Origin of the sequence: Vibrio sp. SSH13-20, from assembly GCF_040104475.1 — a bacterium.
GTDB lineage: Bacteria > Pseudomonadota > Gammaproteobacteria > Enterobacterales > Vibrionaceae > Vibrio > Vibrio harveyi.
Genome location: NZ_JBECOU010000004.1, coordinates 443,507 through 460,607 on the forward strand (window position 1 = coordinate 443,507; position 17,101 = coordinate 460,607).

Consider the following 17,101-nt stretch of genomic DNA (forward strand, 5'->3'; position numbering starts at 1 on the left):
TCAGCCTATAACAATAGCGCTTCGGCGTGGTTAAGTTCATAATCCCTCGCTTAATGCGCTCAGCGCTATTATCTAGAATTTTTGAAAAGCAGAACACCAACCATGACCACCAAGCCAACAGCCATTATTGGACTGTACAACCCAAAGAGTCCAACCAACGTTGGCGCTGTATTACGAGCCGCAGGCTGCTACGACGCTGCGCAAGTTCGTTACAACGGCACACGCTACAGCCGAGCAGTAAAATTCCAGACCGACACCCAGAACTCACAAGAACGCATTCAATTAGTTGAGATGGAAGACCTCACCGCTAATGTTGCCGACGATGTGGAAATCGTTTGTGTTGAGTTAGTGGTCGGTGCAACAGCGCTGCCGCACTTCACTCACCCAGAGAACGCGATTTATGTGTTTGGACCAGAAGACGGCTCACTGCCGCAAGAGATGGTCGATAAGGCGCATCACGTGGTGTACGTACCGACTCACGGTTGTATGAACCTAGCCGCGACGGTGAACGTTGTGCTTTACGATCGCATGGCGAAAACACTGGGGACGATTGATGACCACCAGCAAGTGCTTGCTAATCGCGACAACAAGAACCGCTTGAAAATGAAAGCGTGCGTATAGACAGACGAAGTTCGTCGTTGGCAAGCGCCAGAAACAAAAAAGGTCACAGCAATACTGTGACCTTTTGTTTTATTTGGCGTCTTAATCTATCTAGCCAAGGAACGAGATGTAGCCTTGTAGAATGATCAAGTTAACGATGTCGATGAAGAAGGCACCAACAATCGGCACAACCATGAACGCTTGTGGTGACGGACCAAAGCGGTTAACGATTGAACCCATGTTCATTACCGCCGTTGGGGTTGCACCCAAACCGAAACCACAGTGACCACCTGCGATAACCGCAGCATCGTAGTTGCTACCCATCACCTTGAACGTTACGTAGTAGGTGAAGATAGCCAGAATCACTGACTGCACGCCTAGAATCACCAAGAATGGGATCGCTAGGTCAAAGATGTTCCATAGTTTCAAGCTCATCAGAGCCATCGCTAGGAATAGAGACAGTGATACCGTACCTAACATGTCGACCGTTTCGGCATCCAACTTACGAATCTTGGTCACTTCCAAGAAGTTAGTGATGATCACACCAATGAACAACGCATAAACGAAGTCTGGAATCATCAGCCATTGAATGTCGTAAGTGCTCACCCATTGCTCTACGTACTTAGCACCTGTTACACAGATCAATAGGAAGAACAGTTTCTCAACCACTTTTTTCGCGGTTACTTTGTCTTCTTCGTACTCGTTGTACGTCACCAACTCCGGGAATTTCTCGTGGGTTTTGGCATCTCGACCACCACGACCATACTCAGATTCGATGTTGTTCTTTTCGACCAGACGCTGCGCAACCGGACTACCGATGATACCACCGATGATCAAACCGAATGTTGCTGACGCCATCGCGATTTCCAATACGTTATTCAAACCGTAAACGTCTTGGAAAGTTTGTGACCACGCCGCCCCCGTGCCGTGACCACCTGACAGAGTAATCGAACCCGCGATAAGCCCCATCAGTGGATCTAACCCTAATGCCGCCGCTAATGAGACACCGACACCGTTTTGTATGATGATGTAGAACGACGCGACTGCTAAGAAGATGAATACCTTCGCGCCCCCTTTCATCAACTGAGTGTAGTTTGCTGCCAAACCAACAGTAGCAAAGAACATCAGCATAAATGTGTTCTGCAACGGTAAATCGAATTCCAGATCGATACCGTTAAAATGAAGAGCAGTAATGATGCAGGCGACGATTAAGCCTCCCACAATCGGCTCAGGTATGTTGAATTTCTTTAAGATCGGTAGCTTAGCATTAATGAAATGCCCCAGGAAAAGCACACTGATCGCAACCAAAAAGGACTCCAGTGCACCTACAGATATTAAATGATTCATATCGCCTCTTATTATTGTTCTCTTCATCCTCCGTAATGATTGAGTGTTAGTTTAACCTTCGCTCAATAGCAAATTTTCTCGCTATATTTTTCCGAAAATACTCAAAAGGTTGTGTTAAATGCGCCTTAGGCTAGTTTAAGGGACGGTCGTTAAGCGATGTTCTGATTTACGCGCTATTCGCAAGCCCTAAAATGTAAAAGGAGCCTGTTAAGCTCCTTCTTATCCTCTTCATAGACAAACAGAAATGACTGCTTGCAGGAGATGGATATCGTGTTGTGAGTATTGTCCGAGTGACACTTTCTGAACCGCTATCGGGCTCCCTTACTTAAACAGAATGTGATCATCACTATCGAGCAAAGTTCCTTCCCGTCATAACGAATAGAGCGCCGAGGTGGCGCTCTAACATCTGGGTTTGCTTGTATCCCATCGTAGTTAAAAACTCTGACTCATGGTGTTTGGAACGAGCCGAATCCCGGGAAATTCTCAAGCTTGCAACAAGTGTTCTCGTTACAACGGAGCGAGATTATAACATATCGCTGAAAATTTTCCTCATTTCAGTGCTATTCGCCACTTTCATAGTTTGCTTCTGCAATGATCAACTGTTCAATATCATTACTGCAGATGAAAGCGCGAAGTGCCTCGAACTTGGCTTCATCCCACGTGTAGATTTGCAGGGCGAGCAGCTTATCAATGATGTCTTGCTTAAAGCGAAGCTTAACGGGTTTTGCCGGAGATCCTGCCACCACGGTGTAAGGTGGGACATCTTTAGTCACGACGCTGTTTGCGGCAATCACTGCGCCTTCCCCAATGGTGACGCCGGGCATGATCATCGCGCGCATGCCAATCCAAGCTGCGTCACCAATCACGGTATCGCCTTTGCCTTGGTAAGATTGCTCAATGTCATCAAGAAACGGATACAGACAGAACCAGTCCGTCCTGTGATTATGGTTGCCGCCCATCAAAATCACCGCTTCAGCCGCGATACAAACGTAATCACCGATGTAGAGCTGATCGACTTCCCACCTCGGTTGCCACGCTTTACTGACTTCATCGCCATGCAGATAACGCACGACAGAATCTTCGAAGCCATTATCCCAACAATCGCTGTAATAACTGTGGGTGCCTTTGATGTGGATGTTTTGGTTTTGCACCACTTGGTGCAGGTACTGAAATTTGGACCAATGTTTTTTCATGGCAGTTGCCTCAATAGAGTAAATGTATGCCACGGAACGGTTTCTCGTGGCGTTGTTGCTGCGTTCTCAGTCAACAACGCCTATTGGATGCGGGGTTGCAGTAGTAATGGATTATTCATGAATGTACCCTCCAGCGCGCACACTATAAAAAGCATGTATAATTTTCAAGCAAACCAAACAAATAACAAGATTCCGAAAATGAAAAGTCACTCTGCCTTTGCCTCTCTGCTGCTGTTTGCTGCCACAGCGTCTGCGAGCGAAAACATTAAAATCGAATACCGCCCAGCGGAAACTGCCGACGATCGCTTTGCTGCGCAAGTGATTGAAAGCAGTGAAGTGAACGACATCTTTGTCCAGCTTTCTGATGATTACTTCCCGTTTGATAACCCACTAACACTGACCTACGGTGGCGAAGACGGTCCGCTTTATGATCCAGAAACCCACACCATCCATATTCCCTATACCTTCTATCTGGAATCATTCAACTACTTCACCAACAACAAATACCAAGAACGTTACGGTAAATCACCGAAAACGGGCGCGCTCGATACTTTGCTGCACACGCTATTGCACGAAGCCGGACACGCTTACATTGCCGATCAAAACATTCCGGTACTAGGCAAGGAAGAAGATGCGGTTGATAACTTCGCTACCATTTTGTTGATTGATTACGTCGATGACGGTGCCGATGTGGCGATCAGTGCTGCGGACATGTTCGCATTCGAATCCGACGACAGACCGGACTACTACGATTTTGGCGAGTACATTGATGAGCACAGTTTCGATCTGCAACGTTACTTCTCTACCCTGTGTCTGGTCTACGGCAGCGATCCAGAGCAATACAAAGCCTTGTTGGATGAAGTAGAAAAAGATTACTTACGCGATCGCAAAGAGTTCTGCCAATTCAATTACGGCAACATCCGTGATAATTGGCTGCATTACTTGCAAGACAATGAACTAAAAGAAAAATAATCGCGTAAAAGGGATAAGAACCGCCAATAATGAGCTCAATCATGACCAAACTGACCGTATTTTACGATGGCACTTGTCCCTTGTGCGCCAAAGAGATGAAGGCGCTAAAACAACGCGATTCCAAACAGCAGATTAAAACCGTCGATATCTACAGCGAGGCGTTCGCCGATTATCCGCAGATCGATCCGGAGCAAGCCAACACCATTTTGCACGCCCTCAACGATAAGGGTGAGCTGCTGCTTGGGTTGGACGTGACTCATCGTGCATGGCAATTGGTCGGTCGCGGTTGGTTGTATGCACCATTGCGTTGGCGCATTATCAAACCTGTTGCGGACTGGCTTTACCTCAAATTTGCCAAAAACCGCTACCGCGTCTCCTACTGGCTAACGGGCACTTCTCGCTGCAATAACGGTTCGTGTTCACGTTAATTGTGATCCCGCTTAAAAATGCTACGACCTTAGTCTAAATTTATAAACTTCCTGTACTTCTGATTGATTAACTCGGTTAATCTCTAAGCATTACAACAATAAGTATTAATAATTTTATCAGGCAGGCTTATTCAGCTTGTCACTTGTAACGCTGCGCCGAGAGAAGGACGTCTCTATGAATCTGACGATCAGAAAACGACTATATATCCTTTCAATAATTCCAATTCTAACCATGGCAATAGGCATGATGTGGTTCACCTACCTACAAACCACTGCCTATAACGAACACGAGATTGAGCAGACTCGAAGTCAAATGATGGAGATGAAAAAAGCTGAGCTCAAAAACTACGTCCAAATGGCGCGTTCCGCTGTCGAGCCACTACTCGCTCAAAACGCCCCACTTGAAGAGGCTCTGCCTATCTTGAAACAGCTGGAGTTCGGTCAATCCGGTTACATCTTTGGCTACGATTCAAAAGGCGTTCGCGTCGTAGTGGGTAAAAACACCAAAGGCATCGGGGAAAACTTCTATAACTTGCAGGATAAGAAAGGCAATTACCTGATTCAGGATTTGCTCAAAAATTCCAAAACTGGTGAGTTCACGACTTATTACTTCCCAAAACTCGGTCAGAGCGAAGCGCTACCGAAACTAAGCTACTCCGTCTTTATTCCTGAATGGGATCTTATGCTGGGTACGGGCTTCTATACTGACGATATCGATGCCATTGTGGCAAACATGGAAGAAGCTGCGCATCAGGCTCTCAACACCACACTGACTGCGATCGCTCTATTCTGTGTCTCGATTGCAGCTATCGTCGCAGTCTTCGCGGTGTTTGTTAACCGCAGCATCATGAAGCCTATTGAGCAGTTTGATGCTTCAATTCACTCTTTCGCGCAAGGCGATGCCGACTTAACCGCACGCATGGAAGAATCAAGCGTACCGGAGTTCACTCAGCTTAGCCGTAACTTCAATATCTTTGTTGAAAGCCTGCAAGGCATCATCAAGAGTGTTAGCCATGTTGGGCAAGAAGTGGTTTCAGAGACCAACGACATGTCACAGCGAGCGTCGCAAGTGGACGAATTGGCTTCAGGTCAACGTGAAGAAACCGAACAAGTCGCTGCGGCAATGACCGAGATGACAGCAACGGCGCACGAGATTTCCAGCAACGCTAACCAAGCGGCGCAATCCGCCAAAGACGCCGATGATAACTCACAGCAAGCGAAACACATTGTTGATTCCGCAGCGAGCTCTGTCGAAGCGCTCGCGCTAGAGGTGTCGGAAGCCAGCACGGTGATTTCTCGCTTAGAAAGCGATGTACAAAACATTTCTTCTTCGCTAGAAGTGATTCAAGACATTGCCGAGCAAACCAACCTATTGGCACTAAACGCAGCCATTGAAGCAGCACGTGCAGGCGAACAAGGTCGCGGCTTTGCGGTCGTTGCCGATGAGGTTCGTAAACTGGCGAGTCGCACTCAAGACAGCACAGGCGAAATTCACCAAATGATTGAGCAGTTGAAGTCTGGCTCGGATGCAGCAGTGAAAGCCATGGGTTCAAGCCAAGCGCGTGGTGAAGCAACGGTTGAGGAAGCACGAGCTGCCTCTGCCGCACTGCAAGAAATCCAAGCCGCAATTGCTAACATCATGGACATGAACACCTTGATCGCAACGGCAACCGAAGAGCAAAGCCAAGTTGGGCAAGAGATTTCACAACGTATTGAAGTGATCTCTCAACAAAGCAGCCAATCGGCACACCTTGCCAACCAAAACCGTGCAGGCAGTGGCAACCTTAACCACAAAGCTAACGAGCTGTACGACTTGGTCGGTCGCTTTACGGTTTAACGCTTTCCTCACCCATTTACTATGCAAACAGCGACGCCAAAACGTCGCTGTTTTTGTTTCTGCTATCCTCATACGACTTAGCTATAATGCCGCCAACTAAGCACCTACAAGGGCAAAACCAGATGATTATCATGACCACCAATTTCGGTGATATCGAGATTGAACTGAACCTAGAACGAGCACCAGTTAGCTCAAAAAACTTCAAAAAATACTGTGAAGATGGCTTCTACAACGGCACTATTTTCCACCGCGTTATTGACGGCTTTATGATCCAAGGTGGCGGTCATACCGAAGACATGGCAGAAAAGCCAACACGCGCCCCTATCGCGAACGAAGCAAACCGTGGTCTAAAGAACCTTGTAGGCACTATCGCAATGGCGCGTACCGATGCACCGCACTCTGCAACAGCACAATTCTTCATTAACTTGGAAGACAATGATTTCCTAGACCACACCGCAACCACCAACCTAGGCTGGGGCTACGCCGTGTTTGGTAAAGTGACTGCGGGTATGGATGTCGTAAACCGCATCGCGAAAGTGAAAACGACCTCTAAGCTTGGTCACGATGATGTGCCATGCGATCCAATCATTATTGAGAAAGTGACGGTCAGCGAATAAACCCATTCGCCTCTTCGGAGAGGTCATCACTATAAAACGAAAAAAGCGCCTAACGTCTTATGACCTAGGCGCTTTTTGTTTCTACTGCTGAAAAAATGAGCAGCGAGTTTACAGTGTAAAGAGTGAGCAGTTCTAGCGATTACATCCCTTTGAACAAACTTTGAGATGCACGGCTCACGGGAAGCTTGTTTTCCCCAACGTGAACAAACATTCTGCCTGCAAAGTCTTTGTTTACTTTGCTAATTTTGCACACTTGCACCACGCTTGAACGGTGCACTTGCCAGAACTGTTCTGGGTTAAGCTGCCCTATCAACTCTTTCAACGATGTACGAATCAAATACTCCTGCACTTTGCCTTGTCCTTGTTGGGCATATACAGAAACGTATTTTTCTTCCGCTTTGAAATACAACACATCAGACGTGGCAATCAGATGAATATCTTCCCCTTGCGTCGCTTTGATCCACTGAAGATATTGCGGCGTTTGTGGCGCGGATAATTGTTGTAACTGTTCTAACAGGCTGCTCATCTGAACATTACTGCTTTCTTGCTCTCGCTTAGCAAGGCGTGCTTTCACTCTTTCACACGTCGTCAGGAGGCGCTCATCCGAGATAGGCTTGAGCAAATAATCGGCGGCATTTTGTTCAAAGGCTTTGATGGCGTAATCATCGTACGCAGTGACAAACACAATCAAAGGTGGATTGGCGAGTTGATTGAGTTTTTGCGCTAGTGTCATGCCATCCAGAACTGGCATACGAATATCAAGAAACGCAATGTCAGGTTGGTTTTGCTCAATGGCTTGCAACGCTTGTTCACCATCCGCGACTTTGGCTATCACCTCTAGCTCAGGCCACACTTCAGCTAGGCTTTTATCAAGATGACGCCTCAATAGCGGTTCATCATCAGCAATAATGGCAGTAAACCCTGTATTCATTCCTTTCTTCCTTGATTACGATTCCATTGGCCAGCGCAAGCGAACACAAACGCCACCCTGAGCAGACTCACTGATAGAAACCTCCCCTTGCCCTGCGAACAAAGCTTCAACTCGCTGCTTGAGATTACTTAAACCGACGCCAGAGCCCATGTGCCCACTCACGTGATTTAAGCCAACACCTGAGTCTCTGACTTCAATCTGCAAGTTCTGTTGTTCGCGCTTAATGAGTAAGCTGACTTCGCCGCCCTCTCGCTTCGGCTCAATACCATGGATGATGGCGTTTTCGATTAAGGGTTGAAGCATCATCGGCGGTAACTCGGTTCTACCTAGCCCCTCTTCTACCTCAATCTTGTAACTGAGTCGGTCACCTAAACGGGTTTGCTGGATGCCTAAGTAAGCCTCAAGTAACGCCGTTTCATTGTCTATGGTGGTGTGCTCTTCACGTGAGCTTTTGAGCGTTGCACGCAGCAGCGCGGTTAACTGTTCTAGCATCAGCTTGGCTTTATCGACATCTTGCGACATGAGTGCACTGATATTCGCCAAAGTATTGAATAGGAAATGCGGTTCAATCTGGCTTTGCATCTGCTTAAGCTGGCTCAGCAACAGCGCACGATCTTGCTCTGCTTTCTCGCGCTTAATGGCTTCCAACTCTCGTTGCGCGATTGCATGTTGCTCGCGTGAATAGAAATAGAAAAAGCACATGGCACTGAATAACAACCCCATGAGTCCAACCGATAGCATACCTGAGATGCCGAAATATTCTCCGAGCCAAAACTGGGCGTTTACCACACCGAACAATAAGCAAGCCGTCAGCGAGATAGCCACTTCCGCCAAACGAGGAATGGTAGGAAACAGGCGGTCGACAAGCCATGAGAAGAAGATAGCCGAATAGCCAAATCCAAAACTCACCATAACATGAACGTAGAATGAGCCCCCCCAAACAGAAAGCGTCATTGCTGCGATAAAGAGACAAAATGCCGTGGTCACTAATAAGCTACGCGACCATCCACTTTTCACCACTGATTTTGCTGAACACATTTAGAATTTCCCTTTGATGTTAAAAACAATCATATGCTTATCATTGATTTGTGCGTAAGCAGATTGGTCGTCTCCGGTTAAAAAGCGTGCGGCAACTTCCACTTCTACACTTTGATCGCCAGTATCAATCCATTGGTAGTTAAGCCACTGCGTGACAATCACACCACCATCTTGTGGCGCCAACATCACATCCAACGTAGGGGTTACATCACTTAGCCAGCCCATATCCGCTTTACCGTTCCATGCAGCCCACGCTTCCAAATCCCAACTCCAGTGCAGCATTACGTTATGCTGAACGATATTGGCGTGCTGAAACCCTTGGGCGTAGCTTGTCGCAAGTAGAGCGCTGCTAGCCAACAGAGAGTTGTTAGGTTCAGGGAGCTGAGAGAGTAATTCGCCACGCTCTATTGCTTGCTGCCATTCGCTTTTCGACCATGCTCGGCTGTCGTACCAATATTCAGCAATCACGTTGTGTCCGGCTTGGTTTGCCCAGTTCATCCCAACTAAAGCTTGGAATGCGCTTCCCTGTTCCTCAACTGAAACGGGTTGGTAAAGATCATCCTGCTGAAACTGATAGCCGACACTTTGCTTTTGCCACAGCATGGAACCGTGCATGGCGATGGATTCATCCCACACGGCAATGGCACTGGCGCCAAGTAAACCTCGGCGCACATCATCGTAATAACCAATAAGTTGATACTCGGTGTCACCCACCAGCGCATAACGACGAATACCAATACCTTGTTGCTCTGCGGCTTGATCAAGTGCACTTTGGTCTTGTTGCCCCCAGCTTGAATCCGTCGCAATCACCGTCCACTCGCCTGCCATATCGTAGTGTGAAAGTGAAAACACACCCGCACCTTCTTCTGCAACTAAGCCAACCGGGTTTTGTCGATAAGGCTTAAACAGATCCAAAGGTCGGTAGCCATAACCCACGCCCCAATCCACGCGCAACTTACCCAAACTCACATCAAGAGTGGTGTCACCGACTTGCCACTCCCCTAGCCAAGCCAGCTCACGAATCAGCAACTGGCTATCAGCTTCACTCCACCAGTCACTCTCACCTTGTTGATTGAGGTACAAACCTTGGCTGTACAGAGCGAACAAGCCACTGAAGTTTTGATAGTTCACTTGCACATCCAACAGTGCATTAAGTGAATCACGAGAACTGCCCTGCGCCTGCATAAATGCGCTGTCACGCTGCTTGGCAGTTTCGTAACTGACAGCCCAATCCCACTCAAAACTCAGTTCGTCATTGGCAAAAGCAGGGGCTGACGCACCCACACACAATGAGGCAGCAATCAACAAACTGGTGCTTTTGTTAAGGTTAGGCTGGTGCGATTTCATGTAACTTCCTTGCTCGTTTTCATGGTTCTATTTACGGAGTTCAGGCTAAAGCTGAGTCGTATTGGCTTTCGGCAAATAGCTTGGGTTGTAGAACTTGTTATCCAGCTGCCAAGGCACGATTTCTTGATACTCGATAACGGTCTTTTTGCTCGGCTGAATGCTATCAAGCAAGGTCATCTCACTGACGTAGTCTTCACCGTTGTCAGTTGCACGTCCGTATTGCGCTTGCTTGGCGAGTTTGCCAGAGCGCAAGTAAAGATCAGCTTTGATTGGAAACGCATCTTGCTCAGACAACCACAAGTCGATCTTCTGATAGCTCGCCCCTTTGGTTTTCGCGGTTAAAGCAAAGTGATAAGCCGCGACACTTTCTCCGTTCACAGCGACGGTTTCTGTCGCTTTCCATTCACCTTGATAATCTTGGCTCCACGTCAGCGTTGAGATGTCGCCGATAGACGCTTCACCAAGCAGCTTTTGCATTGGCGTAATGCGAATCGGACGGCGGCTCTTTGGCATTTGCAGCCAGTAGTTGTCGCCCATCATCAGCATCTTTTGCCCAGCTTCGACTGCCGATTTGAACACCACCAACGATTCACGATTTGGACGCGTGTACACATGGTAAAGGCGGGTTTTATCTAACTCTTGGTCTTGATATAAGCGCACCAGTGACACCACTTTGGAGGAATCATCTTGCAAGCGGTAGCTGTCGGCTTTTTCAATCAATTGCGCAACTTGCTGTGCATCTAGCGCTGTTTCATTTGCACTGACATTCATGCTTGCAACGCCGCTTACCGTCAGCAGTGCAATTGGTAATAGTGATTTGAAATTAAACATAAATCAGTGCCTCCGTAATTGGCTTGTTCACCCCTTTGCGCGCCGAGAAAAACGCCGCAACCAAACAAATCATCAATACCGCGAATCCTGCGACAGCCACCAGCTCCCAAGAGAAGTAAATCGTCAATGGGTAACCTTCTGTGCGTCCTGGCGGTGGCGGCATTTGCACATCCACGACCATCAGTAAGACGGTGACTAACGCAGTAAACAAAGCGCCGATTAAGCTGCCAATCACCGCAAGTAACCCTGCTTCGCGCAAGAACCCAGCAATGATTTCGCGAGGGTAGCTACCAAGCGCTGACAAGGTGCCGATTTCACGGGTGCGCTCGGTGACCGACATGGTCATGGTGTTGAACAGGGCGACAAAGACTACCAACGCCATTACTGCGCCCATGATGCCGAAGATGCGGTCGTACAAATCTTTCACTTTGAGATAGAAGAACGCACGTTCTTGCCAAGGCGTAATCTCAATATCTTGATCGCCAAAGTTCTGCTTTTGCTTACTCAGAACCGAAGCCACTTGTTGCTCGACTTGGCTCGTTAAACTGGTATCGAATAGGAAGACCGATAGTGCACTGACTTTGTCTGAGCCCAACAACGATTGCGCGCTGTTGATGTGTACGTACAGCTGGCGTTTATCAAGCTCTGGTACGCCTGTTGAATAGATGCCACGAACTTTGAAGTCATACGCATTCAATGCACCGTCGGTAGTGGTCGCCAGCAAGGTAATCCAATCGCCAACGTGCACGCTTAAGTTGTTCGCCAAATCAACGCCAAGCATCACTTCTGGCTCTGCTGGGTCATAACGCGAAGCATGAATGTTGGATAGCGTGTGCCCTTCGCGCACATCCAAAAACGGTCCTTTCATATCGAATTCGCGCTCGTTAACACCAATGCCGATAAAGATCGATGACTTGTTGCCGTTGGAAATCAAACCGCTGAACTCAACTCGTGGCTGTACGCCTCGCACTTCATTCAAGCCAATCAATTGCTTGGTGATGTCGTCCGCATGAGTTAACCCATTACTCAGCGGCATCTCTTCTTCTTTGGCGAAGTAACCCGGTGTGGTTAACGTCAGATGCCCCGTGTCACGTGCTGTCGATTCTTTCAAACTGTCGTAGGTATACAGACCAAAACCACCCGCACTGGTTAACGCAAACACGGCAATAGCGATGATCAGCATCGACAACAAACTGCGACGGCGATTACGTTGCAGGTTCAACCAAGCAAGACGAACCGAAACAGGAATTAGCTTGCCCATGAAACCTCCTCCACACTTGCGTGCGTTTGGGTAATTTTGCCATCCACCAATTCAATGGTGCGATCACAACGGGATGCCATACGAGGGTCGTGTGTGGCGACGATAAAAGTGGTGCCAAGCTCGTGTCCGAGCCCTTTCATAATGTCGATGACCTTGTTGGCAGTTTGGCTATCAAGGCTTGCGGTTGGCTCATCAGCAATCACCAGCGCCGGTTTGTGCACTAAGGCGCGCGCAATTGCCACGCGTTGTTGCTGACCGCCCGACAAGTTATCGGGCATGTGATGAATAAACTCGCCCAAGCCAACGTGTTCTAACATTTGTGTGGCGAGCTCGGTTTGTTCTGCTTTTGAAAAGCCGTTGAGATGCAGCGGATACGCCACGTTCTCCAACGCCGTCATCACAGGCACCAGATTGAATTTTTGGAACACAAAACCAAGCTTTTCACGGCGCATTTTCGCCGCCTGCATTTGCCCGGTTGGGTATGGGCTACCGGCAAATGTCACCTGACCTTGATATTGAGTATCCAGCATACCAAGCACGTTAAGTAAGGTGCTTTTGCCTGAGCCAGACGGTCCACACAGAGCCACCATTTCGCCAGCAAACACTTCACCAGACACGTCTCGCAATGCACGCACCGTTTGGTTGCCAAGGGCGTAATCGCGGCTAAGTTGATTAAAAACGATCATGACGCCTCCCTAATATTTCGCTAGCAGCGCTTTTGCGGTTTGCGTTTCTAAATTGCTGTCACCCAACTGCTCCATTTGCGCTAACCATATTTTGGCTTGTTGAACATCTTCAGCGCGCAATGCTGCTTCAATGGCGTAGCGATAAATCCAAGACGTTGCGGCGAAAGGTTGTTGGCTAAAACTCGGTTCATCGAGCAGAGAAAGGTACAGCTCGTAGCCACGCTCAAAGTGATTGAACATGTCAGGTAGAGAAGTAAAGGTAGTGGCTGCCATGGCGGTGGCCAGTTGATATTCAGGTAAGCCTTGTAAGCGTTGTTGCTCTTGCAGTGGTACTGGCTGATTCGCCATTAGGTCCAAACCTTTTTGGATTGTGGCAAGACCGCGCTCGGTGAACTTCATCTTGTTCCAAGGCATAAACGCCTCACGACCTTGCAACGTCTCAGCACTGCCTAAGTAAACCAAGGTCACCGGTGTTGCGCCTTGCTCTTCGAGTTGTTTGGATAATTCGCCGTAAACGGTATCAACTAAGCCGGAGTCACCTTGCGCTGCTTGGTTGAATTGACTGAGTGTACGCTCGCTTGGGTTAGCCAGAGCCAGATTGCTGCTAAGTGCAAATGCGGCGATAAACGTACTTGCCAGTTTAAGAGCTTTGATTGAGCGAGATTGAGAAACCATCATGTACTGTCCTTAGTTGAACGTGATTTGATGGTTTCAGATTAAGGGAGAAAATCGCACGCTGCTTTTGCATGCGACCAATGGCAGTTATGTGGAGTGAATGGTATTGAGAGAGGATGAATGGTTTCGCTCCTCTGAAGCCAGCAAAATCGCTTCGACCATTAAGGTCAGCGCTTTAGGCTGATAGTTACGCTGACGATAAACCAAATAGGCTTCGCGATCCCCGCGGCTGTAGGATGTTGCGACGCGCACGAGATTCAATTCAGGCTTAACGTGGCGTAATGGGATCGACGCAATTCCCAAACCGTTTTCCACCGCTTTGATCACCGCGGTTATGTCATTGACCACTAAGCGCGGCTTGCAGTTGAGCATGTCCACCAGCTTGTCTTGCTGATAGATTGGCACTTGTGTGGTGTGTGTGCTGGCTACCCAGTCTTGCTTGGCTAAATCCTCTAAGCTTTCAATGCTGCCGCCCGCTTGCGCTAGATATTCAGGGCTAACAAAGAAAGCGTGCTCTACTTTAAACAACGGGCGCGCGATCATATCGTCCAAACCATCCAAATCGAACGTCACCACCAGATCGCGATCGGTTTCTGGAATCGAATTCACTTGGCTAAGCAATAGATCAATGGTCACTTTTGGATAGGTTTTGATGTAATCCTCAACCACCTTGTCGACTAAGTCATTGTAGAAGCGGCTTGGCATCACCAATCGGATTCGCCCCTCCACTTCTTGGCTTTGCTGATTGAGCTGCAAGATGCCGGATTCAATCTGAGACATCGCACTGCTGAGCTGATCAAACGCCTGTAAACCTGTCTCGGTTGCCACCAACTCACGTCCTTTCTTCTCCAGCAATCTCAATCCTAGTCGCGCTTCCAGCGCCGATAAACGACGAGACATAGTAGAGACCGGCAGTTCGAGCTTTTTCGCCGCCGCGAGCAGAGAGCCTTGCTCAACCACTGAGCAAAACAGGTACAGATCATCAACGTTTCCAAATATGGAATTCATACTTCTTCCATTGGTTATTTTTTCCAATTTTAGATGAGTATAACCTAGCCCACGTAGAAAAGAGACCCGAATATGCCGTGAACGCGGCGCGTAATAACGAATGAATACTAGGTACAGACGTGAAAGAAAATTTTTATAAATACGCGATATACACTGTTTTTTCAGCGGCAGCTTTATTCTCCGCTTTTTTAGTCACCTCAGACAATGTTTCTCCTTTCACCACCCAAGCGACACTGCATCGTAATGTCGCAACCATTGCGCCGGAGGTATCTGGCGTAATCACAGATGTGATGGTGAATAACGGTGAATTGGTTGAAAAAGGTCAGCCACTGTTTGCTATCGATGCCAGCAGCTACCAATTGAAAGTGGCACAAGCCAAAGCCGAACTGCGCCAAGCACGTGAATCAGATTCCGCGAAATGGCAACAATTGGCAGCAGCGAAACAAACCCAAAGCCAACGCGAGTTCGAATACCACAACGCGAAGCAAAAACTGACACGTAACCAGAAACTTCGCAATAAAGGGCTAGCAACTGAGCAAGAGCTGGATGACGCGATCACTAATACACAAGTCGCCAGCAGTGCGGTGGAAGCAGCGAACGCAGAAGTGAAGCGCATTGAGGCAGAGCTTTCTACTCAAGACCGTACGGCAGCTATCGAGTTGGCAGAAGCAAAACTTGCCAGTGCGGAGCTGGATTTAAGCCATACCCAAATCGTGGCGCAAACCGAAGGCGTGGTAACGAACTTGCAACTGCAATCAGGCAGCTACATCACACAAGGCACAGCGTCATTGATGCTGGTGGACGAAGCTCATGCGTGGATCAGTGCAGACTTCAACGAAAAAGGCATTGATAAGCTAACGAATGGTCGCGAAGTGTTGGTGTCCTTCGATGCGCTACCAGGCAAAGTATTTACTGGTGAAGTCAGCAGCCAAGAGCGTGCGATTTACGATACCAACAATGCTAATGGACAGCTTTCTAGCGTAACCAATGATACTCGTTGGATCCGTGAGCAACAGAAAGTGCGTACTCGCATTACAGTTAACGAGTTGGATCCTTCTATGATTTCTGGTTCACGAGCAAGTGTGATCGTTGAAAGCGGCAATCCAATCATGGATGTCATTGGCTCAGCTTGGATTCACTTGGTAGCGATGTTCCGCTACATCTACTAGGGGGTGAACCATGTGGACCTTCGAAAGCCTGTTTCAAAGTCGTTCCGAGCGCAATGAAGCACTGCGTGTCGCCCTTACTGTGACAATTTGTATGGTGCTGGGCAAACTGCTGAACCTTGATTCTCCAGTTTATCTGGCGCTGTACCCAACCATCATCATGACCAAGAACAAAGACTATTCTTGGCTTGGTCTGCTTCGCACCTTGCTACCTACGTTATTAGCAGCAAGTGCAGCATTAGTGGTAACTGAAGTGTTTTCGCAGCATCCGTTTGTGGTGTGGACCATTAGCTTGTTCTTCTTCGACTTTATGCGCCGCAGAGCGACCACACCGCCGAAGAAAGGTCAGATGCTAATGCCAACCTTCAACTGGATTCTGATTGTGGTGTTTGCTCAGCATACCACCATGGACATGCCAATGCGCATTCATGAAATCTTGCTGTCGATGCTGATTACCATGGTCGTCGCGAAAACCATGGTAGCTCTATTCCCTGTTGAACGTGGCGGCAAACCACCAGCATTTGAAGAAGAGCCTGTTACGTTTGAGAACCGAGCGATTTCACTCGCGTTGATTGGTCTTGGTGTGGCGTTCTTGATGATTGTCGACATCATCTCAGCAACGTTTTGTTTGGTGCCTGTGATTGCCGCCGCAACACAAACCACACACAAAAGCTTTATCGACGTGGTTGACCGCCGTTTTCAAACTCAGGTGGGCGGCTGTGCATTAGCTGTAGTGTTCACCTTACTAATGGCTGGGCATCAGTCCACGTTCGGTTACTACACCATCGTATTGGGTCTGCTTGCCTTTATGATTACCGCATCAATGGCAAAAGCGAAAGGCCCAGCCAAAGATGTCCATGCCGATGCGTTATTGGCGACCATGTTGCCGATTCAACTTTACATGACCAGCAATGAACTGGGCTTGGAGAGCACCTTCCTCCGAGCTTGGGAGCTCACCGTGACTTTGTTTGTGCTGTGGGCGTTGTACCATTTCACGCACAAACCAGAAAAAGCCCAGGCCTAATCATGCCATCGCCTTAAGTGCTCAATACTTAAGGCGAATCTGCTCATTTCATTGCGCTGTCTGTACCAATTTCCATTTCAACCTTATAAAAAGTGTGGCGCAAAACCTCAGCCTGGTGTATTTATCCTTCCCACGACTTT

The 17,101-nt window shown here is 48.2% G+C and carries 17 protein-coding genes; 7 read left to right on the forward strand and 10 right to left on the reverse strand.

The features are described 5' to 3' along the window. Positions 1-102 precede the first annotated feature (102 nt). Positions 103-621: an RNA methyltransferase gene (locus ABMY42_RS14080; RefSeq protein WP_005448887.1), complete on the forward strand. Its 519-nt coding sequence runs from the start codon at positions 103-105 to the stop codon at positions 619-621. A gap of 90 nt (positions 622-711) precedes the next feature. Here ABMY42_RS14080 and gltS read toward each other — a convergent pair whose 3' ends face one another. Next, positions 712-1,947 carry a sodium/glutamate symporter gene (gene gltS / locus ABMY42_RS14085; protein WP_050935241.1) on the reverse strand — a complete coding sequence of 412 codons (1,236 nt, stop codon included), beginning with the start codon at positions 1,945-1,947 and terminating at the stop codon, positions 712-714. A gap of 560 nt (positions 1,948-2,507) precedes the next feature. Next, on the reverse strand, positions 2,508-3,140 hold the full coding sequence (locus ABMY42_RS14090; RefSeq protein ID WP_009696547.1) for a CatB-related O-acetyltransferase: 633 nt from the start codon (positions 3,138-3,140) through the stop codon (positions 2,508-2,510). Between the two features lie 198 nt (positions 3,141-3,338). Here ABMY42_RS14090 and ABMY42_RS14095 point away from each other — a divergent pair, with 198 nt between their 5' ends. From ABMY42_RS14095 to ABMY42_RS14110, 4 genes are all read left to right on the forward strand, one after another. Continuing rightward, entirely contained in the window at positions 3,339-4,112 is a 774-nt protein-coding gene (locus ABMY42_RS14095) for a DUF4344 domain-containing metallopeptidase (protein WP_033006986.1), read from the forward strand. 41 nt (positions 4,113-4,153) lie between these two features. Next, on the forward strand, positions 4,154-4,540 hold the full coding sequence (locus ABMY42_RS14100; RefSeq protein WP_009696545.1) for a DUF393 domain-containing protein: 387 nt from the start codon (positions 4,154-4,156) through the stop codon (positions 4,538-4,540). 175 nt (positions 4,541-4,715) lie between these two features. After that, complete coding sequence (locus ABMY42_RS14105; RefSeq protein ID WP_005448883.1) at positions 4,716-6,377, forward strand: methyl-accepting chemotaxis protein; 1,662 nt, start codon at positions 4,716-4,718, stop codon at positions 6,375-6,377. A gap of 122 nt (positions 6,378-6,499) precedes the next feature. Continuing rightward, positions 6,500-6,994, forward strand: coding sequence for a peptidylprolyl isomerase (locus tag ABMY42_RS14110; RefSeq protein ID WP_005448882.1), 495 nt, complete (start codon positions 6,500-6,502; stop codon positions 6,992-6,994). Between the two features lie 139 nt (positions 6,995-7,133). Here ABMY42_RS14110 and ABMY42_RS14115 read toward each other — a convergent pair whose 3' ends face one another. From ABMY42_RS14115 to ABMY42_RS14150, 8 genes are all read right to left on the reverse strand, one after another. After that, positions 7,134-7,925, reverse strand: coding sequence for a LytTR family DNA-binding domain-containing protein (locus tag ABMY42_RS14115; protein ID WP_045371237.1), 792 nt, complete (start codon positions 7,923-7,925; stop codon positions 7,134-7,136). 15 nt (positions 7,926-7,940) lie between these two features. After that, complete coding sequence (locus ABMY42_RS14120) at positions 7,941-8,963, reverse strand: sensor histidine kinase (protein ID WP_017818319.1); 1,023 nt, start codon at positions 8,961-8,963, stop codon at positions 7,941-7,943. Beyond that, complete coding sequence (locus ABMY42_RS14125; RefSeq protein WP_349266453.1) at positions 8,964-10,310, reverse strand: hypothetical protein; 1,347 nt, start codon at positions 10,308-10,310, stop codon at positions 8,964-8,966. Positions 10,311-10,355: 45 nt separating this feature from the next. Beyond that, positions 10,356-11,141, reverse strand: coding sequence for an outer membrane lipoprotein-sorting protein (locus ABMY42_RS14130; RefSeq protein ID WP_349266454.1), 786 nt, complete (start codon positions 11,139-11,141; stop codon positions 10,356-10,358). Continuing rightward, positions 11,134-12,402 (reverse strand): ABC transporter permease, encoded by a 1,269-nt coding sequence (locus ABMY42_RS14135; RefSeq protein WP_110414915.1) that lies wholly within the window; start codon positions 12,400-12,402, stop codon positions 11,134-11,136. Before ABMY42_RS14135 ends, ABMY42_RS14130 begins: the two co-directional genes overlap by 8 nt. Further along, positions 12,390-13,088 (reverse strand): ABC transporter ATP-binding protein, encoded by a 699-nt coding sequence (locus ABMY42_RS14140; protein WP_005448872.1) that lies wholly within the window; start codon positions 13,086-13,088, stop codon positions 12,390-12,392. Before ABMY42_RS14140 ends, ABMY42_RS14135 begins: the two co-directional genes overlap by 13 nt. A 9-nt stretch (positions 13,089-13,097) precedes the next feature. Further along, positions 13,098-13,766 (reverse strand): hypothetical protein, encoded by a 669-nt coding sequence (locus ABMY42_RS14145; protein ID WP_005383200.1) that lies wholly within the window; start codon positions 13,764-13,766, stop codon positions 13,098-13,100. An 84-nt stretch (positions 13,767-13,850) separates the two neighbouring features. Next, the gene (locus ABMY42_RS14150; RefSeq protein WP_274877375.1) at positions 13,851-14,771 is read right to left on the reverse strand and encodes a LysR family transcriptional regulator; all 921 of its coding nucleotides are present in this window, start codon (positions 14,769-14,771) and stop codon (positions 13,851-13,853) included. 119 nt (positions 14,772-14,890) lie between these two features. On the opposite strand from ABMY42_RS14150, the gene ABMY42_RS14155 reads away from it, so the two are divergent. Beyond that, the gene (locus ABMY42_RS14155; protein WP_047514603.1) at positions 14,891-15,940 is read left to right on the forward strand and encodes an HlyD family secretion protein; all 1,050 of its coding nucleotides are present in this window, start codon (positions 14,891-14,893) and stop codon (positions 15,938-15,940) included. Positions 15,941-15,950: 10 nt separating this feature from the next. Beyond that, complete coding sequence (locus ABMY42_RS14160; protein ID WP_050908377.1) at positions 15,951-16,961, forward strand: DUF2955 domain-containing protein; 1,011 nt, start codon at positions 15,951-15,953, stop codon at positions 16,959-16,961. The last annotated feature ends 140 nt before the right edge of the window (positions 16,962-17,101 follow it).